General features: G+C 60.8%; 22 protein-coding genes. 13 read left to right on the top strand and 9 right to left on the bottom strand.

The window, feature by feature from the left end; translation table 11 throughout:
* Complete coding sequence (gene cyoA, locus DOM36_RS04140; protein ID WP_341864689.1) at positions 1 to 993, bottom strand: ubiquinol oxidase subunit II; 993 nt, start codon at positions 991 to 993, stop codon at positions 1 to 3.
* Positions 994 to 1,472: 479 nt separating this feature from the next.
* Between cyoA and DOM36_RS04135 the strand changes: the two genes are divergently transcribed.
* Genes DOM36_RS04135 through yidD form a run of 3 tightly spaced genes read left to right on the top strand, consistent with a single transcriptional unit; the run spans position 1,473 to position 2,687 of the window.
* Positions 1,473 to 1,916, top strand: coding sequence for a transcriptional repressor (locus DOM36_RS04135; RefSeq protein ID WP_075568890.1), 444 nt, complete (start codon positions 1,473 to 1,475; stop codon positions 1,914 to 1,916).
* A 37-nt stretch (positions 1,917 to 1,953) separates the two neighbouring features.
* Positions 1,954 to 2,397: a phosphoribosyl-AMP cyclohydrolase gene (gene hisI / locus DOM36_RS04130; RefSeq protein ID WP_075568738.1), complete on the top strand. Its 444-nt coding sequence runs from the start codon at positions 1,954 to 1,956 to the stop codon at positions 2,395 to 2,397.
* 35 nt (positions 2,398 to 2,432) lie between these two features.
* Positions 2,433 to 2,687: a membrane protein insertion efficiency factor YidD gene (yidD, locus tag DOM36_RS04125; protein WP_232823720.1), complete on the top strand. Its 255-nt coding sequence runs from the start codon at positions 2,433 to 2,435 to the stop codon at positions 2,685 to 2,687.
* On the opposite strand, the gene DOM36_RS04120 is transcribed toward yidD, so the two are convergent.
* Positions 2,688 to 3,116, bottom strand: a complete 429-nt coding sequence (locus tag DOM36_RS04120; protein ID WP_075568739.1) for a SufE family protein — start codon at positions 3,114 to 3,116, stop codon at positions 2,688 to 2,690.
* Positions 3,117 to 3,324: 208 nt separating this feature from the next.
* Between DOM36_RS04120 and DOM36_RS04115 the strand changes: the two genes are divergently transcribed.
* A complete protein-coding gene (locus DOM36_RS04115) occupies positions 3,325 to 4,296 on the top strand; it encodes a DNA-binding protein (RefSeq protein ID WP_075568740.1) in 972 nt (323 codons plus the stop codon).
* Positions 4,297 to 4,311: 15 nt separating this feature from the next.
* Here the strand turns inward: DOM36_RS04115 and DOM36_RS04110 are convergent, their stop codons facing one another.
* Complete coding sequence (locus DOM36_RS04110; RefSeq protein ID WP_110641907.1) at positions 4,312 to 5,280, bottom strand: TAXI family TRAP transporter solute-binding subunit; 969 nt, start codon at positions 5,278 to 5,280, stop codon at positions 4,312 to 4,314.
* A gap of 323 nt (positions 5,281 to 5,603) precedes the next feature.
* Positions 5,604 to 6,191, bottom strand: a complete 588-nt coding sequence (gene nfuA, locus DOM36_RS04105) for a Fe-S biogenesis protein NfuA (RefSeq protein WP_110641467.1) — start codon at positions 6,189 to 6,191, stop codon at positions 5,604 to 5,606.
* Positions 6,192 to 6,447: 256 nt separating this feature from the next.
* On the opposite strand from nfuA, the gene metH reads away from it, so the two are divergent.
* From metH to DOM36_RS04090, 3 genes are all read left to right on the top strand, one after another.
* Positions 6,448 to 10,245, top strand: a complete 3,798-nt coding sequence (gene metH, locus DOM36_RS04100) for a methionine synthase (protein ID WP_110641465.1) — start codon at positions 6,448 to 6,450, stop codon at positions 10,243 to 10,245.
* 117 nt (positions 10,246 to 10,362) lie between these two features.
* On the top strand, positions 10,363 to 12,018 hold the full coding sequence (locus DOM36_RS04095) for a nitrite/sulfite reductase (RefSeq protein ID WP_110641463.1): 1,656 nt from the start codon (positions 10,363 to 10,365) through the stop codon (positions 12,016 to 12,018).
* Entirely contained in the window at positions 12,008 to 12,544 is a 537-nt protein-coding gene (locus tag DOM36_RS04090) for a DUF934 domain-containing protein (RefSeq protein ID WP_075568744.1), read from the top strand. Before DOM36_RS04095 ends, DOM36_RS04090 begins: the two co-directional genes overlap by 11 nt.
* 92 nt (positions 12,545 to 12,636) lie before the next feature.
* On the opposite strand, the gene smrA is transcribed toward DOM36_RS04090, so the two are convergent.
* Entirely contained in the window at positions 12,637 to 13,236 is a 600-nt protein-coding gene (smrA, locus tag DOM36_RS04085; protein WP_110641461.1) for a DNA endonuclease SmrA, read from the bottom strand.
* Positions 13,237 to 13,408: 172 nt separating this feature from the next.
* On the opposite strand from smrA, the gene DOM36_RS04080 reads away from it, so the two are divergent.
* From DOM36_RS04080 to pdxH, 6 genes are all read left to right on the top strand, one after another.
* A complete protein-coding gene (locus DOM36_RS04080) occupies positions 13,409 to 13,837 on the top strand; it encodes a gamma-glutamylcyclotransferase family protein (RefSeq protein ID WP_110641459.1) in 429 nt (142 codons plus the stop codon).
* Positions 13,838 to 13,949: 112 nt separating this feature from the next.
* Positions 13,950 to 14,294 carry an arsenate reductase family protein gene (locus DOM36_RS04075; protein WP_075568747.1) on the top strand — a complete coding sequence of 115 codons (345 nt, stop codon included), beginning with the start codon at positions 13,950 to 13,952 and terminating at the stop codon, positions 14,292 to 14,294.
* A 20-nt stretch (positions 14,295 to 14,314) separates the two neighbouring features.
* A complete protein-coding gene (gene wrbA, locus DOM36_RS04070) occupies positions 14,315 to 14,959 on the top strand; it encodes an NAD(P)H:quinone oxidoreductase (protein ID WP_110641457.1) in 645 nt (214 codons plus the stop codon).
* Entirely contained in the window at positions 14,956 to 15,342 is a 387-nt protein-coding gene (locus tag DOM36_RS04065) for a DUF2069 domain-containing protein (RefSeq protein ID WP_075568749.1), read from the top strand. The genes wrbA and DOM36_RS04065 overlap by 4 nt, the downstream gene beginning before the upstream one ends.
* Positions 15,339 to 16,595, top strand: coding sequence for a hypothetical protein (locus DOM36_RS04060; protein WP_232823719.1), 1,257 nt, complete (start codon positions 15,339 to 15,341; stop codon positions 16,593 to 16,595). The genes DOM36_RS04065 and DOM36_RS04060 overlap by 4 nt, the downstream gene beginning before the upstream one ends.
* A 259-nt stretch (positions 16,596 to 16,854) precedes the next feature.
* Positions 16,855 to 17,505 carry a pyridoxamine 5'-phosphate oxidase gene (gene pdxH, locus DOM36_RS04055; RefSeq protein ID WP_110641455.1) on the top strand — a complete coding sequence of 217 codons (651 nt, stop codon included), beginning with the start codon at positions 16,855 to 16,857 and terminating at the stop codon, positions 17,503 to 17,505.
* 123 nt (positions 17,506 to 17,628) lie between these two features.
* Here the strand turns inward: pdxH and DOM36_RS04050 are convergent, their stop codons facing one another.
* From DOM36_RS04050 to DOM36_RS04035, 4 genes are all read right to left on the bottom strand, one after another.
* A complete protein-coding gene (locus DOM36_RS04050) occupies positions 17,629 to 18,513 on the bottom strand; it encodes a glycine betaine ABC transporter substrate-binding protein (RefSeq protein ID WP_075568752.1) in 885 nt (294 codons plus the stop codon).
* Positions 18,514 to 18,632: 119 nt separating this feature from the next.
* Positions 18,633 to 19,475 carry a proline/glycine betaine ABC transporter permease gene (locus tag DOM36_RS04045; RefSeq protein WP_075568753.1) on the bottom strand — a complete coding sequence of 281 codons (843 nt, stop codon included), beginning with the start codon at positions 19,473 to 19,475 and terminating at the stop codon, positions 18,633 to 18,635.
* The gene (locus DOM36_RS04040; RefSeq protein WP_075568754.1) at positions 19,475 to 20,677 is read right to left on the bottom strand and encodes a glycine betaine/L-proline ABC transporter ATP-binding protein; all 1,203 of its coding nucleotides are present in this window, start codon (positions 20,675 to 20,677) and stop codon (positions 19,475 to 19,477) included. The genes DOM36_RS04045 and DOM36_RS04040 overlap by 1 nt, the downstream gene beginning before the upstream one ends.
* Positions 20,678 to 20,876: 199 nt before the next feature.
* Positions 20,877 to 23,642, bottom strand: a complete 2,766-nt coding sequence (locus DOM36_RS04035) for a bifunctional acetate--CoA ligase family protein/GNAT family N-acetyltransferase (protein WP_110641453.1) — start codon at positions 23,640 to 23,642, stop codon at positions 20,877 to 20,879.
* Between the last annotated feature and the right edge of the window lie 65 nt (positions 23,643 to 23,707).

The following is a 23,707-nucleotide window of genomic DNA, read 5'->3' as shown; positions in this document are numbered from 1 at the left end:
TTACTCCGCTGCCTGCGCACTCATGGGCATTGAAGACTCCCGTGCTTCGTTGTGCTCGCCATGGCTATCGGTGCCGCCATGACCCGCTTTGTAACTTTTGATCAGGTCGCCGTAGAAATCGGGCGAGACCTGCGAGAAGTACTCCACCGGATTGGCAATCGAGGGCTTCGCGATCTGGTTGTAGTCTTCCGGGAACCTCATGCTCTTGGGAGACTGCTTGACCTTGTTGACCCAGGCCCGAAAATCCTCGTCCGATGTCACGTGCGTATCGAACAGCATTTCCGAGAAACCTTCACCGCTATAGTGGGTCGAACGGCCGCGGAAGTTGCCGATCTCGTTGCCTTCGAGGTAGACATCGTTGTTCATGCCAGCCATGGCGTAAATCTGGCTGCCCAGCGTGGGAATCATGAAGGAATTCATGACGGTACCGGAGGTCACACGGAAGTGAACCGGCGTATCCACGGGGATTGCAACCTCGTTGATGGTAGCAATGCCTTCGTCCGGATAGACGAACAGCCATTTCCAGTCGAGCGAAATCGCATCGATGGTCATGGTTTCCTCTTCACTGGCAATCGGCTTGTGCGGATCGTAGGAGTGCGACGTCTGCCATGTCAGGATGGCAAGGAAGAAGATGATGACGCACGGGATGGCCCAGACGAATATCTCGATGATGTTCGAATGTTCCCAATTGGGCGTGTATTTGGCCGCGAGGTTGGTCCCGCGGTATTTCCACGCAAACAGAATGGTCATCACGATGACCGGGATCACCACGATCAACATCAAGCCAAAAGACGTAATGATCAACGATTTCAGGCCCTGACCCACTTCACCGGTCGGGTCCATCAACGCTGATCCACAGCCACTCAACAATAATGGCGCGGTTAGCCACGTCATCACACTCAAATATTTGAGGGAGTTCCTTTTTCTCATCTCACGACCCCAGTGGAGGAAAGCTTTTCGGCCCTGCATCAATCGGTTAGCGGCCTGCATCATACGCCGCTAGCCAGGACTGACAACTCTGACACGACGCAAAATGACGTATCCAGCATCGGATGTCGCCAACAGAAGTAGGGATTTCGCGGTCGGTATTGTACCGAAAAAATGGCTGACGATCAGACGGTGGCGACAAAGTTCCCGCCAGTGTGGCGATTTGCCGCAGACCGTCGCAGCTCACTCGATGATGCTTCCTCAAGCGTAGCGCAACTCGGTAACGACCCAAGTGGTTTTCGAGATGAACGCCGTCGGGGCGATTCGCAGCATCAGGTCAGATGTGCAGTGATGATCGGGACCGAGCCGCTTCGAGCGACGGCCCCTTAGGTTCGCATAATATATATTATGTTAAATGTGCTATCCAGTCGCGGATCTCGATCCTTCATACGGCTCCTTCGCCTCGGCCGTTTCCTTTCGTCCGGTGGTTCCAGCCAGCGCGAGCGCGTAGAATATAGCCCTCTCGATACTTGCCGGGAATGTCGATGTTCGATTCCGAAGTGCTGCTCAAACAGGCAGATATACAGTGTCAGGAACGCGGCGTCCGCTTTACGCCCATTCGTCGGCGCGTACTGGAAATGATCTCCGGTACGCCGGGCGGTCTCAAGGCCTATGATCTGCTCGATCGCCTATCGGACGAACATGCCGCGGCCAGACCGCCGACGGTCTATCGCGCCCTGGATTTCCTGATCGAGCAAGGTCTGGTTCATCGCATCGAGTCGCTCAATGCTTACATTGCGTGTCCTTGCCCCGAGCACGTTCATCGATTTCAGCTGCTGATCTGTCGTCACTGCGGTCGTGTCGAGGAACTGCATCAGGAAGCCGTCGGTGAAATGCTGGCCGCCACGGCCCGCGAACGCGGATTCACTATCCAGCGTCAGACCATCGAGCTGCTCGGCGCCTGTGATGCCTGCCTCGAAAAAGCCTGATCGCGCCTAGCTCAACCCCAGTACCACGGAAATACTCATGTCCGGTCTTTTCCATGATCTCGAACGATCGCCGACGAACACCCAGGTGGCGCTGGACGAACTGCTTTCGGCCGCCAAATGGAACGATGACGGCCTGATACCGGCCATCGCCCAGCAGCATGACAGCGGCGAAGTATTGATGATGGCCTGGATGAATCGTGCCGCACTGGAAGAGACGCTGTCGACCGGGCGAGTCTGCTACTGGTCCCGCTCGCGCCAGGCGTTCTGGCGCAAAGGCGAAACGTCGGGTCAGCAGCAGCAGCTCGTCGAGGCACGATTCGACTGCGATGGAGATACCCTGCTGTTGCAGGTGGACCAATCGGGCCCTGCCTGCCATACCGGACGTCGCAGCTGCTTTTACCTCAGGTTGAGCACATCGATGGCCGAAATCGACCGGGAGCCGCTGATGTCCGCCGACGAGCTCTACGGCATGAACCGCTGAGATTCGATGTGATCGCCAGGATTGCCACGTGGCTGATGACGGCACTGATTCAATGTTATCGCTACGGGATCAGCCCGCTTCTCGGCCCGCGCTGCCGATTCTGGCCGACCTGTTCCAGCTATGCGCTGGAAGCGATCCAGCTGCATGGGCCTTGGCGTGGCGGTTGGCTTGCCCTTCGTCGACTGCTCAAGTGCCATCCGTTCCACGCCGGTGGTGTCGACCCGGTACCCGAGCCCGATCGGAAAACCTGCCGCTGCCCACCGGGCGGCGGCGACCAACGCCAGGAGTGATCAGTGAAGCTGTTGATTGGCGTGGGCTTCACGAGCGATACCGTAGATGCGCTCGATCATGGCATGCAAACCGTTGCTGCGGGTCGGAGACAGATGCTGATCGAGCCCCAGCTCGGTAAGAAACTGCGGTTCACCCTCGAGAATTTCCCGCGGCTCGCGGTCATCGTAGATACGCATCAAGATGGCGATCAGTCCGCTGACGATGGCGGCATCCGATGTCGCCTGGAAACGTAGCCGCCCCGCTTCTTGCGTGGATCGCAGCCACACGTTCGACTGACAGCCCTCTATCTTGTAAGCCGCCGCCTTGTCCGCTTCCGGATAGTCCGGGAGTTGCCGCCCCATGTCGATGATGTACTGATAACGATCCATCCAGTTATCGAACATCGAGAACTCGTCCCGCAGTTCGGCCTGGGCCTGTCCAATACTCATAGCGCCTCCCTCTTTGAATTCGCTCATTATAGAGCCTGAGCCAGCGTATCCCCATAGCAGGCGAGCTCGAACTTGGGAACTATCGAGCAACGATTAGCCGAAACGATGCTCAAAAATTTTTACGTATACAGTTTACGTAAATCGCCTATGCTGTGTGTCAGGAGCCCCAAGAGCCTCCAGCGACATCAGCAACGCAAGGGAATTCGACATGGCACGAAATGGTATTCGGTACGACGATGTCTGCCGCGCCATCGACACGTTGCAACAACGTGACGAAACGGTCAGCGTTCAGAAGATACGCGAGCTTCTGGGCACCGGTAGCTACACCACGATCAGCGACCATCTACGGGACTGGCGGCTTCGTCAGAACGGAGACTCGGTTCAGTCCATTCCCCGCAATCTCGAGCGCCCCGAGGGTCTCGATAAATGGGTGGCCGATATCTGGGACAAGGCGCAACAGGCCGCCTACGAAAAGTTGGCCGTCTATCGGCAGGAGGCAGACGAACAGATTCGCGAAGCGGACGACGTCAGCCACCAGGCGCAGCGCCAGTGTGAAAATGCAGAGCAGCGACTGCAGGCGCTCAACGACCACATGCTTCGTGTTCAGGAGCGCTTCGAGAACAAGACGACCGAAGCCGCCCACCTTCAGGCCGAACTGCAGTCGCTGCAGTCTGCACAGAGTCAGCAGCAAAAACGAATCCTTCAGCTCGAGCAGACCCTCCAACGCCATCAATCCAGCCTGGAACAGGCCGAGAAACAGCACCGCGATGCCATGGCCAAGCAGCATCAAGCCAATCAGGCCAAGCTCGCTCAGGAAGAGAAACGGCATGAATCCGCCGAGACGCGCCTCATGGGGTTGCTGGAAGACGCCCGCCAGGAGCGATTGAAGCAGGAAAAGCAGTACGAGCAGCGTCTGGCTTCGCTGGATCAGCGCTGTGAGCGCCTGCAACAGGACCTCTCCGAGCAGCGCCGCCAGTACGGCCAGCTTCAGGAGTCATTGCGCGCCGACAAGGTGCATATGGAGCAGGCCGAAAGCGAGAAGCGCGTGAGCGACGACCGGGTCAAATCGATGCAGCAGGAGCGACAGCGTCTGGAGAGCGAACTCAAGAACCTGCGAGCCGCCAATCGTGAACTGCACGACCGATTGTCTCGTGCGTCGTTGCCGCCCACGGCGAGCTAGCCAACGCCAAGCGGATCAATCACTGCTACCGGGCAGCAATCCGATTTCCTGATAATAGCGCCGCGCGCCGTCATGTAGCGGCGCCGTCAACCCCTCCCGGACCATGCCCTCCGGGGTCAGTGCCGCCAGAGAGGGATGTGACTGGCGGAAGGCATCCAGATGGCCAAACACGGCTTTGACCAGTTGATAGACGCGCTCTTCGTCGACATCCGCCCGGGCCATCAAGGTGGCCCGGACGCCAAAGGTCATGACGTCATCGGGTGTGTGGGGATAAGTGCCGCCGGGAATCACGGTGACGCTGTAGTAGGGCGCCCTATCGATCAGGGTATCGATATCCTCGCTCGCGACGCCGACCAGGTGAGCTCCGCAACGTCGGGTCGCTTCGGTGATCGCCTGCGACGGGTGGCCAACCACGTAGAAGAAAGCATCCAGCTTGCCGCTGCACATCACTCGGGTCATGTCTTCAGGCTTCAGTTCACTCGCCAGAGCAAACATCCCTTCCGTCTCGCCTTTCACCGCCAGTAGCGCGTTGAGCGTGGCGCGGTGGCCAGAGCCTGGATTGCCGACATTGACACGCCTGCCCGACAGATCGTCGAACACCTGGACATCTGACGGCTTGGCGACGATGGTGAAGGCCTCTGCATGCAGCGAAAATAGCGCCCGCAAATCGGGGCTGGGGCCGCTATCGTAGAATTCGGCCGTGCCCTGAGAGACGGCATACTGAATGTCAGACTGGACGATGCCGAAGTCGAGATCGCCGTTGCGAATGCTATTGGCATTGTACAGCGAGCCACCCGTCGGTAGCGCCTGGCATGTGGCACCGGTCCCCTGCCGATAGAGCTCGCAGATGGCCTGCCCCACTGTCAAATAGACGCCGGAGGTGCCTCCGGTGCCGATTACCACCGGCGTTTCTGCCCAGGCGGGCGCGCACCAGAGCGTAATGACGACGGCGATGGAATGACGGCAAGCCCACCGGGTACGCATGAAACGCATTCGCTCATCTCCGCTGCCACAATCTGCTCAATGATTTGAACCCCGAGATCAACCAGAGTATCGGCAACGCCGGGTGCGGCTGAAATACGAATGTCATCGAGCCAGGCTGAAACCCGCCGAGAGCCGCCAAAGGGCACTCACTGGAGCACCCTCTCGTCCAGTGATTGCCCATGACGCTTCCATCAGCCTCATCATGACTTTCCGAGCCACGGGCTCAGTGTGCCGACCCAGTGGAAAGGCCTGGCTGAAAGAGCCTGGGTGAAAGAACCTCGATGGAGAGGCTTCAGTAGAAAGACCTGGTAGACCTGATAGACCTAGTAGTAGGCATTGGTGGTGTCGGTATGGTCGGTCACGTCGCGAATCCCGGCCAGCTCGGGAATCCGCTCCATGAGCGTCTTCTCCACCCCCTCCTTGAGGGTAAGATCGACCGCCGCACAGCCCTGGCACCCGCCACCGAACTGCAGCACCGCGACCTGTTCTTCGGTCATCTGGATCAACCGGATCTCGCCGCCGTGTGACGCCAGCCCCGGGTTGATCTCGCTGTAGAGGATGTAATTGACGCGATCCTCGAGAGGGCTGTCGGCATTGACCTTCGGCATCTTGGCATTGGGGGCCTTGATGGTGAGCTGCCCGCCCATGCGATCGGCGTTGAAATCGACGACGGCTTCTTCCAGAAACGGCAGGCTGTTCTTGTCGAGATAGACGCTGAACTTCTCCAGCTCGACCCGCTCGTCGCTCGGCTCTTCCTCGCCTGGACGGCAATAGGCCAGACAGGTCTCGGCATAGGGTGTGCCGGGCTGCGTGATGAAGACACGCACGGCGATGTCATCCACGCCCTGCTTGGACAGCAATTCGGCCAGATATTCCTGGCCGCTCTCGGTAATCTGAATCGGTTGGCTCATGACTGGGAACTCTGCTTGAGATTTAGCATTATGGTAGGAAAAAGCGCGCAGCAAAACAATCCCGAGTGATTTAGTCAGGCTTGTGGCAGAACGGTCGCCAGGCCGTCACTACTGATCGTTGTCACGGCCTTTGCTACAGCCCTTTGCTACAGCCCCTTGCCAAAGTCCCGCCAATCGTGCCTTTCTGATACCATGCGGCCCCTCGGCGTCTCGGACGGGACGCGATCCGTTCCCCTGCTGTTGGAGAGTCACCGCCATGACTGCCATTACCGCCACTCCCTCGCCCGATGCATTGAGTCAGGCGCTGAGACAGACGCTTGGTGAACGCATCGTGATTCTCGATGGTGGCATGGGCACGATGCTGCAGGATTATCGTCTCGAGGAAGCGGATTTTCGCGGCGCGCGCTTCGCTGACTGGCCCAGTGAACTCAAGGGCAACAACGACCTGCTGACGCTTTCGCGACCAGATATCGTCGAATCCATCCATCGCGCCTACCTGGAAGCTGGCGCCGATATCGTCGAGACCAACACCTTCAACAGCACCCGGCTGTCGCAGTCGGACTACGGCATGGAATCGCTGACGGCGGAGCTCAATCGCGAGGCGGCCCGCCTGGCACGGGAAGTGTGCGACGCCGTGGCCTCGGAAACCGGCGTTCCACGCTTTGTCGCCGGCGTATTGGGCCCGACCTCGCGCACCGCGTCGCTGTCGCCGGACGTCAACGACCCGGCCCGGCGTAACGTCACCTTCGATCAACTGCGTGACAACTACATCGAAGCCGCCACGGCGCTGATCGAAGGCGGCGCCGATCTGATCCTGATCGAGACGATCTTCGATACGCTCAACGCCAAGGCCGCCATCTACGCCCTCGAGGCGCTGTTCGAAACGCGTGGCGAGCGCCTGCCGGTGATGATCTCCGGCACCATCACCGATGCTTCCGGGCGCACGCTCTCCGGCCAGACCACCGAGGCGTTCTGGAACGCCGTGCGTCACGCGCAGCCGTTCTCGGTGGGCCTCAACTGTGCGCTGGGTGCCGAAGAACTCAGACCCTATCTGCAGGAACTTTCCGCCAAGGCCGACACTTTCGTGTCCGCCCACCCCAATGCGGGCCTGCCCAACGAATTCGGCGAATACGACCAGACCGCCGAGGAAATGGCCGAGATCGTTCGCGAGTTCGCCGAAAGCGGCTTGATCAACGTCATCGGTGGCTGCTGCGGTACCACGCCGGAGCACATAGCAGCCGTCAAGCGCGCCGTCGACGGGGTCGTGCCACGGGCCATCCCCGAGCGCCCCGCCGCCTGCCGACTCTCCGGCCTCGAGCCGTTCAACATCGAGGCGGATTCGCTGTTCGTCAACGTCGGCGAGCGCACCAACGTGACCGGCTCGGCGCGCTTCAAACGCCTGATTCAGGAAGAGGATTACACCACTGCCCTGGAGGTCGCCCTCGAGCAGGTCGAGAACGGCGCTCAGGTGATCGACATCAACATGGACGAAGGCATGCTGGAGTCCGAGGAAGCGATGGTGCGTTTCCTCAACCTGATCGCCGGCGAACCCGATATCGCCCGTGTCCCGATCATGGTCGACTCGTCGAAGTGGTCGATCATCGAGGCCGGCCTCAAGTGCATTCAGGGCAAGGCGATCGTCAATTCGATCTCGCTGAAGGAAGGCGAAGCCGCGTTTCGCCATCAGGCCAACGAGTGCCGACGTCACGGTGCCGCCATCGTGGTGATGGCATTCGACGAGCAGGGTCAGGCCGATACCTTCGCGCGCAAGACCGAAATCTGCCAGCGCGCCTATCGATTGCTGGTCGACGATATCGGATTCCCGGCCGAGGACATCATCTTCGATCCCAATATCTTCGCTATCGCCACCGGGATCGAGGAACACAACAACTACGCCGTCGATTTCATCGAAGCGACCCAGTGGATTCACGAGAACCTGCCCCACGCGATGATTTCGGGTGGGGTTTCCAACGTCTCGTTCTCGTTTCGCGGCAATAACGCGGTGCGCGAAGCGATCCATTCGGTGTTCCTCTATCACGCCATCAAGGCAGGCATGTCGATGGGGATCGTCAACGCCGGCCAGCTGGCCGTCTACGATGATCTGCCGACCGAGCTGCGCGAAGCCGTCGAGGATGTCGTGCTCAACCGCCGCGACGACGGCACGGAAAGACTGCTGGACGTCGCCGAACGCTATCGTCAGAACGGAGGGGGCGATGGCAGCGGCGCGGCAAAGAAAGAAGATCTCGAATGGCGCAGCTGGGAGGTCAACAAGCGGATCGAGCACGCCCTGGTCAAGGGGATCACCGCTTATATCGAAGCCGATACCGAGGAGGCCCGCGCGGCCGCCGATCGCCCGATCGAGGTGATCGAAGGCCCGCTGATGGATGGCATGAACGTGGTCGGCGACCTGTTCGGCGCCGGCAAGATGTTCCTGCCCCAGGTGGTCAAGTCCGCCCGCGTGATGAAGCAGGCCGTCGCCTACCTCATCCCGTACATCGAGGCGGAAAAGTCCGGCGAGGTGCAGTCCAAGGGCAAGATCGTGATGGCGACGGTCAAGGGCGACGTGCACGATATCGGCAAGAACATCGTCGGCGTGGTGTTGCAGTGCAACAACTACGATGTGATCGACCTTGGCGTGATGGTCCCCACCGAGAAGATCCTCAAGACCGCACGGGAGGAAAACGCCGACATCATCGGCCTGTCCGGCCTGATCACCCCCTCGCTCGACGAGATGGTTCACGTCGCCAAGGAGATGAAGCGTCAAGGCTTCCAGTTGCCGCTGCTGATCGGCGGCGCGACCACCTCGAAGGCCCATACCGCGGTCAAGATCGCACCCCAGTACGATGAACCGGTGATCTACGTCAGCGACGCCTCCCGCGCCGTAGGCGTTGCCAGCCGACTGCTCTCGCCGACGCAGAAGCCGGCCTATTTTGCCGATATCCGGCAGGAGTACGACCAGGTCCGCGAGCGTAACGCCAAGCGTCGCCCCAAGGCTTCCGACCTGCCCTACGCTTCGGCCCGAGAGCGGCGCTTTCAGGTGGACTGGAACCATTTCGAACCGATCAAGCCGATCCAGCCAGGGATCACCGTGTTCGACGATTACGATCTCGACGAGCTCGTCGAGTTCATCGACTGGACGCCCTTCTTCATGACCTGGCAGCTGTCGGGCAAATATCCGCGGATTCTCGAGGATGAGGTGGTCGGCGAAGCCGCTCGCAACCTGTTCCGCGATGCCCAGGTCATGCTGCGCAAGCTGATCGACGAGCGTCACATCCAGGCCCGTGGCGTGATCGGTCTGTGGCCCGCCAACAGCGTCGACGACGATGTCATCGAGGTCTATGCGGACGAGAATCGCGGAACGGTGGTCGAACGGCTTCATCATATTCGACAGCAGAGCACCAAGGGCCGCGACGGCATCTGCCATAGCCTGGCCGACTTCATCGCGCCGCGTTATCGAGAGAACGGAGAGCTCAGCGACAAGCTCGACTGGATCGGCGGATTCGCAGTGACCTCCGGCCACGGCGCCGACGAACTGGCCAAGCGTTACGAAGCCGCCGGTGACGACTACAATGCGATTCTGGTTCAGGCGCTGTCCGATCGTCTGGCGGAAGCCTTTGCCGAACGGTTGCACGAACGCGTGCGCAAGGAGTTCTGGGGGTACGTTCCGGAAGAAACACTGGACAATGACGCCCTGATTGCCGAGAAATATCAGGGTATCCGCCCCGCCCCCGGCTATCCGGCGTGTCCGGATCATACCGAGAAGGCCACCCTGTTCCGGCTGCTGGATGCCTCGGCCCATACCGGTATCACCCTGACCGACAGTTTCGCCATGTGGCCGGCGGCAGCGGTATCGGGCTGGTATTTCGCCCACCCTCAGTCGAAATATTTCTCCACCGGCAAGATCGGCCGCGATCAGGTCGAGGTATTGGCGCGACACAAGGCGATGCCGCTGGCGGAGCTCGAACGGTGGCTGTCCCCCGTGCTCTCCTACGATCCGGATGTATCCGAAGCAGGTGACGATGAACGGGACCCAAGCTCGGCACTGGCATCGTGATCGCATGGCTGTAATAACGATAAAGCAATAAATTATGAGTATTTATTCTTTTGTAGAATAAAGCGCCCGGGGTAAGGTGCACTCATTGGCAATCCATGACTAGCAGGATCAGGCCCGATGTATCGCTACGATTCTTATGACCAGACGCTCGTCGACGAGCGCGTTGCGCAGTTCCGTGACCAGATGGACCGCTATCTCGCCGGCAAGCTCGGTGAGGAGGAGTTTCGCCCGGTCCGGCTGCAGAATGGTCTCTACATTCAGCGCCATGCGCCGATGCTGCGTATCGCCATCCCCTACGGCATGTTGAGCAGCCATCAGCTACGCGCACTGGCGACCATCACTCGTCGCTACGATCGCGGTTATGGCCACTTCACCACCCGTCAGAACCTGCAGCTCAACTGGCCGGCGCAGGAAGACGTGCCCGATATCCTGGCGGATCTCGCCAAGGTGCAGATGCACGCGATCCAGACCAGCGGCAACTGCATCCGCAATACCACCAGCGACCAGTTCGCGGGTATTGCCAAGGATGAAGTGGTCGATCCACGCCCCTGGTGCGAGCTGATTCGTCAATGGTCCACGCTGCACCCTGAATTTGCCTATCTGCCGCGCAAGTTCAAGATTGCAGTCACCGGCGCCACCCATGACCGCGCTGCGATCCACGTTCACGACATCGGCCTTCGGCTGTTTTTGAACGATGACGGCGAGCTTCGCTTCCGCGTCCTCGCCGGCGGCGGCATGGGCCGCACGCCGATGATCGGCGAGGTGGTACGCGCCGATCTGCCCTGGCAGCATCTGTTGACCTATCTGGAAGCCATCGTTCGCGTCTACAACCAGTTCGGTCGTCGCGACAACAAGTTCAAGGCGCGGATCAAGATTCTGGTCAAGGCGCTGGGTGTCGAGGAGTTCGCCCGTCGCGTCGAAGCCGAATGGGCCCATCTCAAGGATGGTCCGCAGACGTTGAACGAAGGCGCGGTGGACGAGGCCAAGACCCACTTCCCCGAGCCCGAGCGCCGCCCGGTAGCGGAGTCGGCGATCGCTGCGTTTGATCAGCTGCGACAGAACAACCGAGCCTTCGCGCGATTCGTGACCAACAACGTCATGGATCACAAGGTGCCGGGTTACAAGGCAGTCACCCTGTCGTTGAAACGTCGCGAAGCGGCGCCGGGCGATATTACGGCAGACCAGATGGACGCCGTGGCCGATCTTGCCGAGACCTTCGGCTTCGGCGAACTCCGCGTTACGCATGAACAGAACCTCGTTCTGTCCGACGTCCCCGTCGACGACCTCGAAACGCTATGGCAGAAACTCGACGCGCTGGGCATGGCCAATCCCACCGTGGGCACGCTCAACGATATCATCTGCTGCCCCGGCGGTGATTTCTGCTCGCTGGCCAATGCTGTCTCGATCCCCATTGCCCAGGCGATTCAGGAGCGCTTCGAGGATCTCGATTTTCTCTACGACCTCGGCCCGATCGACCTGAACATCTCCGGCTGCATGAACGCCTGCGGTCATCACCATGTCGGTAACATCGGTATCCTCGGTGTCGACAAGAAAGGCGAGGAGTACTACCAGATCTCGCTCGGCGGCAATGCCGACGACGATGTCTCGCTAGGCAAGATCCTGGGCCCTTCCTTCTACCGCGAAGACGTTCCCGGCGTCATCGACAAGGTCCTGCAGGTTTACGTCGAGAAGCGTCTGGATGAAGAGCGTTTCCTCGATACCTACCGCCGTGTCGGCCATCAGGTTTTCAAGGAGCGTGTCTATGCAGCCTGAACAGGAACTTCAAGAGACTCAGGAAGCCGCCGTGGCCACGACGAGCGTATTGATCAAGCTGGGCCAGCAAGTGACCGATACCTGGGTGCTGTCGCGGGAAGAGGAGACCCTGCCGTCGACGCGTCCGGCCATCGTCCCGTTGGCGCTTTGGCAACAGCATGCGGATCAGGACGACCTGGCCCCGTGGCTGCCGAGCGACACCGAGCTGACACCGGAACTGGTCGCTGAGCTGGAACAGACGGCACTGGTGGCGATCGATTTCCCCGCCTTCACCGATGGCCGTGGTTATACGCTGGCAAGACTGCTGCGGGAGCGTTTCGGATACGCCGGCGAAGTGCGCGCCATCGGCGATGTGCTGATCGATCAGCTCTACTACATGAGCCGCTGTGGCTTCGACGCGATGGCACTGCGCGCGGACCAGGAGCTCGAGCCCGCCCTGAATGCACTGAAAGCGTTCAGCGTCAGCTATCAGCCAGCCGTGGACCTCGACGAGCCGCTGTTCGCTCGCCGCCTTCGGGAGCGGTGAGCCAATCGCGACGGCGCATGCTTGCAAACCATGACCCCGGCTTCGGCCGGGGTCATTGCATTGCACGGTTCCTCCGTCAATCGTCGGTCTTTTCAGCCACGGCGTTTCTGCTGGCGCTCGCGATTGCGAGATCTTGCTCGTTCGGACTTGCGCAACATCACGAAGGTCGCCCCGATGCCGCCCTGTCGAGCCGGTGCCGAGCTGAACGCCTGAACCGGCTCGAGCTGCTGGAGCCAATGATTTAGATAGGAACGCACGATATTGGAGTGCCCATCGTCCTCGCGGGAGCGCCCGTGAACGATGAGGACGCTGCGTAGATCGTGCTCGTAGGCATCGCGCACGAAACCGAATACGGCGCGGCGACACTCGATCACCGGCATGCGCATGATGTGCAGACGTGCCTCGGCATCGTAACCGCCGTGGCGCAATCGCTCGAGCACGCCGAGCTGAATGCCGTCTCGGCGAAACTCGATCGGATCGTGCGCGCCAATCAGATCGACGAACTCATCCGAGAGGAAATCGCGTTCGTCACGGCTGGTTTGCTGGGCGCTCTCGCGGCGTGCCAACTGAGCATCGGAGGGTGACGTCTGATTCCGGGCCAGCGCGATCTTGTCCCGGCTCTTCGTAAGAGGTTGCACATCGTTACCCAAGGCTTCGCGGAATGCCTGGTAGTCGTCGGCGGCGTAACTCATGATGGCGTTCCTCCGGCAATAACGTCGTTAGCGCTTCGACTTCAAATGCTAGCATGGGGTTCAAGACCGTATTCAACGGCGTGTCGTCCATCCCGACAACATAACGCACCGAGCCCCGGTGCAGGCTGTTCTGACAGTCTCTCGACCTAATCCACGTAGATCAGGATTGTTCATGATACGACGTCTTTTCAAGTGGCTGGCCGTGTTGTCGATCGCGGGTATCGCCATCGCCGCCGGCGGCTTCTGGTACACCTTCATGAGTCCCTATGGTTACCACCCCGCGGAGCCGGCGATCATCGACGAGCGGATCCCGGAGCAGGACGTCTTCGTCTACGGCACGTTGCGCTACGACTGGCTGCGCTGGATCATCATGGGCACACCGGCCGAGACGCGCGAGGCAACGCTCAAGGGTTATCGACGTCAGGATCTCGATATCCAGCCACAAGCGGGCGCCGAGGTGCCGGGTGAAGTTCTCACCGTCACTCCCGATGCCCTGAAGGCTCTGGACCGCTATGAACGTCTCGGGGTCCGCTACACGCGCGAAAGCGTCAAGCTCGAGAACGGTGATACCGCCTGGGTCTACAAGCGCTTGCCGGAATGAGCTCGAGCAGGCGTACCCGGGGCGATAATTGAGGCCACGTCGTAACAACCGCTACAATGCGGGCCTGCCCTGCCGAAACCGCCGTACCGCCATAGAAGGTTCTGCCATACCGATGCCAACGCTCACGCTGTACCACAATCCTCGCTGTTCCAAGTCACGTGAGGCTTTGACCCTGCTGGAGTCTCGAGGCGTCGAGGTCATCGAACATCGCTATCTCACCGATCCGCTGACGCGTGAGCAACTGGAAGGCCTGGCCGGCCGTCTCGGCGACGATGCCGATCAAATGTTGCGGCGCGAAGAAACCGAGTGGCAAGCCCGAGGGATCGCCGAGCCGACGCGTGCGCAACTCATCGATGCCATCGTCGAGCATCCGCGGCTGATGCAGCGACCGATTGCCGACGACGGCGACTATGCCGTTATCGGCCGTCCGCCGCAGGCCGTTCTTCAACTGATCTAAAGCGCCTTCGAGGAAACTCCATGATCGATCACACGACCTCCAGCGGGCACGCCGCGCCCTACGTTCTTGTCCTCTACTACTCGCGGCAAGGGGCGACAAAGACACTGGCTGAGCAGCTGGCCAACGGCATCGAGAGCGTTTCCGGCGTTGAAGCGAGGCTGCGTACCGTGCCGGCGGTTTCCCCGGTCTGCGAGGCGACCGCGCCGGAAGTCCCCGCGGAAGGCGCTATTTACGTCGACGAGGACGATCTACGACACTGTTCAGGCCTGGCATTGGGCAGTCCGACCCGATTCGGCAACATGGCCGCCCCGCTCAAGTACTTTCTCGATACTACCAGTGGGCTGTGGATGAACGGCGCGCTCGTCGATCGACCCGCAACCGCGTTCACGTCGACGGCCAGTCTCCATGGCGGCCAGGAAAGCACCCTGCTGACCATGCTGATTCCGCTGCTGCATCACGGCATGGTCTATGCTGGCGTACCCTACAGCGAGACGACGCTGTTGAGCACCCGGAGCGGTGGTACGCCTTACGGCACCAGCCATCTGGCCGGGCCCAATGCGGACCGAGAGGTCGATGCCGATGAGCGCAGGCTGGCGGTTGCACAGGGTCGCCGCCTGGCCGAACTCTCGCTGGCACTGAAGTCGATGCGGGATGCGCGCTCATGAGCGAGGCATCTCCTCGACAGCAGGACACTGCGGCACTCGACGTCGCCCGCCGTTCGGTCTGGATCGCCTACGCGACACTGCTGGCGCTGCTGGTGATCAGCGGTATCTGGCATTACCTGCAGCAGCATGCCCAGGCCGCCGCGCTACTGGTGAGGATCCTGCCGCTGGTGCTGTTCTTGCCGACGTTGCTGATGCAACGCCGTCGCGGCCATGTCTGGCTGACGGCGCTGGGCGTGCTCTATGTCATTCAGGGCATCCTGATCATCGCCAAGGGCGGCGGATCAGTGCTGGTGATCGCCGAAATACTGGCGGCTAGTGCATTGGCAATCATGGCCTATCGTTACGTTCGCTTGCGCGGCCGGCTCGATCGCGCCGGCGCATGAGGCTTTCTTCCATCCTGATCCTGGCCATGCTGACCCTCAGCGTGGCCTGCAACCTGGTCGGCTGGCCAATCTGGCCGGCGGCGATACTGGCCTGGCTGGCAACGTTACGACTTTTCCGAACGCTGCCACGAACCGCGCGGCGGCAGGCCGGAACGCTATTTGCCGCCGGCCTGCTGCTATGGGGAGTCGCGCTGATTCGCGGAACCCCCTATCCCCTGCTGAACGCGCTGACCATCAACCAGTCGCTGCTGATGATGTTCGCCGGGGTCAGCTTTCTGACCATGGCCACACCCAGAGTCAGCAGCGACCACCAGCAGCCGGGGAGCATGGTCGGTACCATGCTGGGGGCGCATCTGTTCGGCGCGGCCATCAATCTTTCCGTGGTCTTTCTGTTCGGCGAACGCATGCAGCGTGACGGAAAACTGACGCGGTCGCAGGCGCTCATCGTCGGGCGTGGATTCACCGCCGCCGCGGCCTGGTCGCCGTTTTTCGTTGCGATGGGCGTGGCCCTGACCTACGCACCGGGGCTCGACTACTTGAGCCTGTTGCCCTGGGGACTTCTGGCGGCCGCGCTGCTTCTGATCCTCAACTGGATCGATGTCTGGCGATTGAAGGCCCCGTTCATCGGCTATCCCATCGAGAAAAGCGCACTACTAATGCCCTGCGCGCTGGCAGTCGTGGTGGTCACGCTGCATCTGCTCTCGCCGAGTCTTTCCATTCCACTGATCATCGCCATCGTTGCCCCGCTGTTCTCGTTCCTCCTGATGCCGCGCGACAATCGGCGCGAGCGAATGCACCACCAGTTCACCCACGGATTGCAGCGCCTGGCGCCTCAATTCGCGCTGTTTTTGGGCGCTGGCGTCATCTCTACCGGACTGGCGGCGCTGCTGGCCAGTCTCCCCGACGGACTCGATTTGCCGATCGATCATTTCGGCCACTGGCATGCCTGGTTCGCGCTCGGCCTGATCGTGGTTATCTCCTTTACCGGTATCCATCCGCTGATCGGCATTGCCACGCTGGCGCCGCTGATCGCCCCGCTGCATCCTGACCCTACCCTGCTCGGCATGCTGTTCCTGATGTGCTGGGCGCTGGGAACCGGCAGCAGTCCGCTGTCCGGCAGCAATCTGGCCATCTGCGTGCGCTATCAGATTGCCGTTCGAGACATGCTGCGCTGGAATCTGCCCTACGCCGTTCTCGGCTGGGGCTGTTGCGGCGTCGTACTGGCGCTTCACGCCGCGCTAGGCTTTGTCTGAAAAGTCGACGAGCGAGGGTAAGACCGGGGCGCGTAGCCAAGGCAAAAATCGGCGCAGACGGACCGGGCTGGCGTACCAGTTTACGGGGTGTCAATGAGCATCTTGATCGGACTGGCGCACCAGCCGTTTTTTAACGCCGCATGGGCAAGCACGGTATTTTTCAGACATAGCCTAGCCTAATGGTTGAGACACAAAGGCACCCTCAATCAGAGGCTCGGGTTACACTGGCCTTCATTCACAGCGTCCGCACGGAGAACCACTGATGAGCGACCTCGCCGGTATGCGACGAGACTACGAGGGCGAAGCTCTGGCGCCGGAACATACGCCCGATACGCCACTTTCCCTGTTCGAAGCGTGGCTGGAACAGGCCACCGAGAGCGAAGGGCTGGATGCCAACGCCATGACCCTGGCAACGGTCGATAGCGAAGGACACCCTCACGCACGCATCGTGCTGTTGAAGGGATTCGACTCGCAGGGCTTTCGCTTCTACACCAACTATCAGAGTCAGAAAGGCAATGAGCTGGCCCACGTCCCCAGTGCGGCTCTGGTGTTCTGGTGGCCGGCGCTCCAGCGCCAGGTTCGCGTCGAAGGAAACGTCGAGAGGGTCGACGCCCAGCAGTCGGACGATTACTTCGCCGGCCGCCCGCGCAAGAGCCAGCTAGCCGCCTGGGTTTCGCAGCAAAGCGTCGAAATACCCAACCGTGACTGGATGAGAGAACGCCTGTCGCGTTTCGAACAGGTCTACAAGGATCAGGACGTGGAGAGACCGCCACATTGGGGCGGCTATCTTCTGGTGCCCCACACGATCGAATTCTGGCAGGGACAGCGTAGCCGGCTGCACGATCGCGTGCGCTACACGCGCCGAGACAGCCAGGCAACGGAGTGGCATCGCACCCGCCTGGCGCCCTGACTCAGGACGAGTGCCGCCTAACGGCTAACTTGCGTGATCGCTGAACGCAGAGACGCCCGGCCATGAGACCGGGCGTTCTTTTCACGACACATGAAATGTGGTCGACGGTCGATATCCGCTTCGTTACTCGGCGGTACCGTCGGTCCATTCGGCGACGACGTCGGGATGCTCGTCGACCCATTTCTTGGCATTTTCGTAGGGATCCGAACCCTCTTCCTGGTTCATGAGCATGACTTCGCCCATCTGATCCGGCGTCCAGTGGAAGTTATCCAGGATCGCGTAGGCCTGCGGCATCTTGTCTTCGAGCCCTTTGTGCACGACGGTGCTGATATGCTCGGAGTCTCCATAGGCTTTCTTCGGGTCGTCGAGATACTTGAGATCCCAACGGGCGAACATCCAGTGCGGCGTCCAGCCGGTCACCACGATGTCTTCCTTGTTCTTGACCGCGTTGGCCAGCGCGGAAGTCATTGCGGCGCCACTGCTCGACTGCAGTTGCAGATTGTCGATACCGTAGGCGTCGATGGCGTCTTCGGTCTGCGCCATCAGCCCGGCACCCGGATCGATACCCACGATCTTGCCATCGAATTCATCGGCATGGTCATTTAACTGATCGATCGAGTCGATATCGGTATAAGCCGGTACCACCAGCCCGAGCTTGGTCCCTTCCAGGTTGGGGCCGAGGTCTTCGACATCGTCCTGCACCTGCTTGAGATAATCGCCGTGTGTCGTCGGCAGCCACGCAGCGACCATGGCGTCGGCATCGCCGGTACCCACGGCCTGCCACATGACGGCAGCACCCAGCGAATTCATTTCGACGTCATAACCCTGCTCTTCGAGCACGGCGCGAATCACGTTGGTGGAAGCGACTTCAGAAGCCCATTCGACGTAGGCGAGCTTGATGGTTCCCTTGTCATCCTGCGCCTGCGCGACACCGGCGCTCATGCTGACGCCGGCTGCCATCATCAAGGCACCGTAGCGAACGGCTTGTGACATTGCATTACGTGTCATCGACTTTCCCCTTCTTGTGGTTTGCGTACCGCCAGTCATGCTGCCGGCGAACCGCCGACAGCATTGGACTCTGTCTTGTTTCTCTTTCGTTTCTCATTCTCTTCCGATGCTGTCTCGGTCTACTGCTTTTTCTTGCCGCCGCTGAGAGACTGCGTCAGGCGATCCAGCAGCATCGCCATGATGACGACCGCGATACCGGCCTCGAAGCCCTCGCCGGGACGCAAACGCTGGATGGCGCGCCACACTTCGCTACCCAGACCGTTGGCGCCGATCATCGCCGCGATCACCACCATCGACAGTGCCAGCATGATGGTCTGGTTGATACCGCCCATCAGCGTCGGCAGGGACAGCGGCAGCTGGACCTTGATCAGCTTCTGGCTGCGCGTGGAACCGTATGCGTCCGCGGCCTCGATCAAATCTTTCGGCACCTGCCGAATCCCCAGCGTGGTGAAACGGATGGCCGGGGGCATCGAGAAGATCACCGTGGCGAAAATGCCGGACACCGAACCGATGCCGAAAAAAGGAATCGCCGGGATCAGGTAGACGAATGCCGGCATCGTCTGCATGAAATCGAGTATCGGCATGATCACCCGGTAGAAGCGATCGGATATCGCGGCCAGGATGCCCAGCGGCAGCGCGATCACGATGGCGATCAGTGTTGCGATGACCACCAGCGTCAGCGTCTGGATCATCGGATTCCAGAGCCCGAGGTTCCAGATCAGAGCCAGACCGAGCAAGGCGCCAATGGCCAGGCGACGGCCGCCGACTCTCCAGCACAGCAGCGTCACGAGCGCGATCAGCGCCCACTCCGGGACCCACATCAACCCGTCGTTGAGCAAGTTGATACCGGTCTGCGTACCGCGGGAAATGGCTCGAGTGACACCGGAAAACTCGGTGGTCAGAAAATCCAGTCCGCTTTCGATCCAGTCGCCCAGCGGAATTCTTGGAATATCGAAGTCCATCAGTGTTCTCCCGTCTGCGCGAGTTGTTCGAGTACGGCACCCTTGACGACCACGCCGAGCAGCCGCTGTTCGTCATCGATGACCGCAACGGGGAAACTCTTGCCTTGGAACATGGGATACAGCGTTGCCAGCGATTCGTCCGGACCGATATGCGGGAAATCCGTCGACACGATCTCCTGAATCGAATCCTTGCCGGCCTTGGCCGCTTCGTCGACGCTATCGGCCTCGACGATCCCCAGCAGCTTGCGCTCGCGATCGACGACGTAGATCGAATCCAGCGAATTCTCGCTCATCTTGCGCAGTACGGTGCGCGGGCCGTCGTCGTGACGGGCCGTGGCGCGAACCGGGCGCATCACGCGTCGCGCCGTGACCACTCGCGAGCGGTCGACGCCTTCGGTGAAGCGCGCCACGTAGTCATCGGCAGGCCGGGTCAGCACCTCTTCCGGCGTGCCGATCTGCACGATCTCGCCATCCCGCAGCAGAATGATGCGGTCGCCGATATTGAGCGCTTCGTCGAGATCATGGGTGATGAAGATCGTGGTCTTCTTCATTCTGTGCTGCAGCTCGATCAGCTCCTGCTGCATGTCCCGACGAATCAGCGGATCGAGCGCCGAGAAGGCTTCGTCCATCAGCAGCACGCTGGAATCGTTGGCCAGGGCGCGCGCCAGGCCAACACGCTGCTGCATGCCGCCGGAGAGCTGGCTGGGATAGGCATGCTCCCACCCCTCGAGGCCCACCTGCTTGAGCGAATTCTTGGCTTTTTCGGCACGCTCGCCCTTGGCGATGCCGCGGATCTCGAGCCCGTACTCGGCGTTCATCTGCACCGTGCGATGCGGGAACAGCGCGAAGTTCTGAAACACCATCGAGAAATGGCGCCGACGACAATGCAGCAGCGCCTTGTCGTTGAGCTGGGGGATGTTCTCCCCGCCGATGATGATATCGCCTTCGGTCGGTTCGATCAGTCGGTTCAGGCACCGAATCAACGTCGACTTGCCGGAGCCGGAGAGCCCCATGATGACGAGAAGCTCGCCTTCCCGGACGTCGAAGTTGATATTGGAAAGCCCGAGCGTCTGCCCGGTCTTCTCGAGGATCTGGGCGCGGTTGAGCCCCTCGTCACGTAGCTTGAGCGCTTTCTTGGGATCGTCGCCGAACACCTTGCTCAAGTTCCGCACTTGAATCTTGGTTTGCTGTGTATCGGTCATGTCAGGCCTAGGTTGGCAAAGCAGAAGAAGTTCTTAACGCCGCCGTTAAGACGCGTGTCGAACGGTATCTGTTAGTGTTGTTAGGTTTCGTATCATACGGTTTTATCAATAACCCTTCAAACGACAATATCCTATAATTGAATGAGCGTTCAATTGCCGCTGGTCATCGCGCTTATCCGCCGCTTGCGCCCTTCTCATCTCAATCCAGTGCCGCCTCCAGGCGGTGTCGCTGCCAATCGCTCTGCGGTTCATTCAATCGCAACGTGGCTTCCAGTACCCCCTCCTCGACATTGACGCGCAGCGCGAACCCGAGACCGGCCAACAGCCGCCGCATCGGCAGGTTGTCGCTCAGGATCGTGCCTACCATGGTCAGCGTTCCTACCTGCCGGCTGTAGTCGATCATTTTTCGCATCAAAAGCCGCCCCAGACCGATACCGTGAAAGTCATCGCGGATGATGATCGAGAACTCGGTACGAATATTGTCCGGATCGTTCCAGACCCGGACCACGCCCAGCATCTCCTCGTCGGCCGTCTGGTCCCTGGCGATGGCCTGTTCTCGATGACGAACGGCGATGAACGCCATCTGGCGGTCGTAGTTGATCTGACTCAACTGGGCCAGATCCCGGGTCGACAGCACGGCCTTGTGATGAAAATAGCGATAGCGGATGCTCTGCTCGGATAGAAACGTATGGAAATGAGTGATCAACGGCGCGTCTTCACCGCGGATCGGGCGGATCTCGACGTCCATTCCTGCCAGCACCAGCGTCTCGCGCAACTGCTCCGGGTACGGCATGATCGCCTGCGTCGACGACGCCCCCAGATCCAGCGCGAAATCGACCGCCATCAAGCCTTCACGATTGAGCAGTAGCGGGTTGATCTCGAGCCCCTTGAGCCGCGGCAGATCCGAAGCCATCTGAGACAGCTTGACCAGCAGGCGAGCCACCCAGGCGACCGCCTGGGGCGGATCTTCACTGTGCTCACGAATCAGTCGGCCAGCGCGCGTGCGATCGATCAACTCCTGCGCTAGACGCAGGTTGAGCGGCGGCAGCGCCGTCTGGCGATCCGCCATCACGTCGATCTTGTATCCGCCGGTTCCGAACACGATGACCGGGCCGAACTCCGCATCCCGGGTGATACCGGCGCACAGCTGCAGCGACCCTTTGCCACGCTGCATCGTCTGCAGGCAGTAACTGTAGATCGGGCTCTCTGGCAGCGTGTCGCTGATCCGCGTTTCCAGACGCACGACGGCATCCACGACGCTGCCGGGCTGCTCCAGATCCTGGATCAAACAGGCCGCCTGCCGACGCGACTCGCCGTCATAACGGAACGGTTCGCAGTTATCCCGATGCACGATCTTGATCGCCCACGGGCCTTGCAATCTTTCGGTCGCGCGCTCCGCCTGTTCCAGGTCGAACACGTATTCGCTGGGGGCGCATTCGATGCCATAGGCGTCCAGCACGTTGCCGGTTTCCTGGTGGGTCAGCCGATCCCGTTGACGCGCCAGCGCATCATCGATGAGCGCATGACAGCGCTGACGCCGCTCGGCGCTCGCATCGAGGGGCAGCGATGGCGGCGTCTCCTGAAGCAGATGCTGCACTTGGCGATAACGCACCAGGTGCAGAAACGCCCTCACCGCCTTTTCCGGAGAGACGTAGCTGGGAATACCGGCGCGGTTGCAGGCGGCACGCGCGTCCAACGCCTCCTTCAATCCCATCCAGCTCACCAGCAGGCGGTGCCGAAACCGTTGGCGCGCCTCGATCAGGGCGTTGGCCGTTGCCAACGACGGTGCCAGCCGCGTCGGCGCGTGCAGTACCAGAACTGCATCGACGTTGGGATCACGGGTCACGATCGCCAGCGCATCCAGATAGTCCTCCGGTGTGGCGCTGCCACCCAGATCGACCGGATTGCGCCCCGGCCGGCTGATATCCAGCTTCTGTTCTATCAGGGCTTCGGCGGATGCCTTACCGAGCTCGGCCAACAGACCGCCACCGTCGATCAACTTGTCGATGGCCAGCAGCGCCGGCCCCACGCCATTGGAGACGATCGCCAGACGATCGCCTTTCGGCGGCTTGAACCGCGAAAGTGTTTCCAGGGCGTCGAACAGCTCGTCGGAATCACTGACCCGCACCACTCCGGCGCGGGCCAACGCGGCGTCGACGATGGCGTCCCGTCGATCGATACCGGCAGTCGGCGGCACGGGGCTCAATGTCGCCTCCGCGGTACGCCCGCTCTTGATGGCGAGCACCAGGCGATTGCGCGACGACTCTCGCAGTGCCGTCATGAAATGGCGCGCATTCTGAAACGACTCCAGATGTAGCAACAGCGCGCGACAGCGAGCGGATTGGTTCAGGTAGTCGATCACATCCGGCAATTGAACGTCGAGGCTGTCTCCAAGCGTCACGAGATGGGAAAAACCAATCTCGCGACCCGCGGCCCAGTCGATCATCGCATTGCCCAGCATGCCTGACTGGCCCAGATAGGCGACGCTCCCGTCGCGGATCGGCTGACTGGCGTAGGTGGCGTTGAGCTTGACGAAGGGAACGGCGACGCCCAGACACTCCGGCCCCAGTACCCGCATGCCAGAGTGCAACGCCGCCCGCTGCAGCCGCGCGCGCAGCGACCTGCCCGAGGTCGAGTCAGCGCTCAGCGAGGCCCCGCCGGAAACGATCAAGGCGGCCCTGACCTCCCTGGCGCCAAGCCGCTCCAGCACCTCGGGTACGCCGCTCAAGGGCGAGCAGACGACGGCCAGATCCGGCGTTTCGGGAAGATCGGCAATACGTCGAAAGCACGCCACGCCATGCACCTCCTTGTAGCCCCGCGGGTTGACCGCCCATATCGGACCGGGGAACCCGGCTTGAAGCAGGTTCTGAAGGACGACTCCCCCGGTCGATTCGGGTTTGGGGGAGGCTCCGATCACTACCAGTGACCGCGGAGCGAAAAATCGGCGCAGGAATTGCGTGGCCACGCTGGACCTCACGAGGTCGGCTATGAGGGTTTCAACCCTACACGGTCAGGCCGACAAGGTTTAGC

The organism is Salinicola sp. CPA57, from assembly GCF_003206035.1.
Taxonomy (GTDB): Bacteria; Pseudomonadota; Gammaproteobacteria; order Pseudomonadales; family Halomonadaceae; genus Salinicola; species Salinicola socius.
The sequence above is the reverse complement of the archived record's forward strand: the minus strand, read 5'-3'. Positions and strand labels throughout refer to the sequence as shown.

What these genes read in the sequence shown, in the direction of transcription:
- cyoA (WP_341864689.1), bottom strand. Translation starts at nt 993, where the DNA reads ATGATGCAGGCCGCTAACCGATTGATGCAGGGCCGAAAAGCTTTCCTC.
- smrA (WP_110641461.1), bottom strand. Translation starts at nt 13,236, where the DNA reads ATGAGTTACGCCGCCGACGACTACCAGGCATTCCGCGAAGCCTTGGGT.
- DOM36_RS04135 (WP_075568890.1), top strand. Translation starts at nt 1,473, where the DNA reads ATGTTCGATTCCGAAGTGCTGCTCAAACAGGCAGATATACAGTGTCAG.
- nfuA (WP_110641467.1), bottom strand. Translation starts at nt 6,191, where the DNA reads ATGAGCCAACCGATTCAGATTACCGAGAGCGGCCAGGAATATCTGGCC.
- DOM36_RS04060 (WP_232823719.1), top strand. Translation starts at nt 15,339, where the DNA reads ATGAGGCTTTCTTCCATCCTGATCCTGGCCATGCTGACCCTCAGCGTG.
- DOM36_RS04040 (WP_075568754.1), bottom strand. Translation starts at nt 20,677, where the DNA reads ATGACCGATACACAGCAAACCAAGATTCAAGTGCGGAACTTGAGCAAG.
- hisI (WP_075568738.1), top strand. Translation starts at nt 1,954, where the DNA reads ATGTCCGGTCTTTTCCATGATCTCGAACGATCGCCGACGAACACCCAG.
- DOM36_RS04120 (WP_075568739.1), bottom strand. Translation starts at nt 3,116, where the DNA reads ATGAGTATTGGACAGGCCCAGGCCGAACTGCGGGACGAGTTCTCGATG.
- DOM36_RS04045 (WP_075568753.1), bottom strand. Translation starts at nt 19,475, where the DNA reads ATGGACTTCGATATTCCAAGAATTCCGCTGGGCGACTGGATCGAAAGC.
- metH (WP_110641465.1), top strand. Translation starts at nt 6,448, where the DNA reads ATGACTGCCATTACCGCCACTCCCTCGCCCGATGCATTGAGTCAGGCG.
- DOM36_RS04065 (WP_075568749.1), top strand. Translation starts at nt 14,956, where the DNA reads ATGAGCGAGGCATCTCCTCGACAGCAGGACACTGCGGCACTCGACGTC.
- DOM36_RS04090 (WP_075568744.1), top strand. Translation starts at nt 12,008, where the DNA reads ATGCAGCCTGAACAGGAACTTCAAGAGACTCAGGAAGCCGCCGTGGCC.
- DOM36_RS04075 (WP_075568747.1), top strand. Translation starts at nt 13,950, where the DNA reads ATGCCAACGCTCACGCTGTACCACAATCCTCGCTGTTCCAAGTCACGT.
- yidD (WP_232823720.1), top strand. Translation starts at nt 2,433, where the DNA reads ATGACGGCACTGATTCAATGTTATCGCTACGGGATCAGCCCGCTTCTC.
- DOM36_RS04050 (WP_075568752.1), bottom strand. Translation starts at nt 18,513, where the DNA reads ATGACACGTAATGCAATGTCACAAGCCGTTCGCTACGGTGCCTTGATG.
- DOM36_RS04080 (WP_110641459.1), top strand. Translation starts at nt 13,409, where the DNA reads ATGATACGACGTCTTTTCAAGTGGCTGGCCGTGTTGTCGATCGCGGGT.
- DOM36_RS04115 (WP_075568740.1), top strand. Translation starts at nt 3,325, where the DNA reads ATGGCACGAAATGGTATTCGGTACGACGATGTCTGCCGCGCCATCGAC.
- DOM36_RS04095 (WP_110641463.1), top strand. Translation starts at nt 10,363, where the DNA reads ATGTATCGCTACGATTCTTATGACCAGACGCTCGTCGACGAGCGCGTT.
- DOM36_RS04110 (WP_110641907.1), bottom strand. Translation starts at nt 5,280, where the DNA reads ATGCGTACCCGGTGGGCTTGCCGTCATTCCATCGCCGTCGTCATTACG.
- wrbA (WP_110641457.1), top strand. Translation starts at nt 14,315, where the DNA reads ATGATCGATCACACGACCTCCAGCGGGCACGCCGCGCCCTACGTTCTT.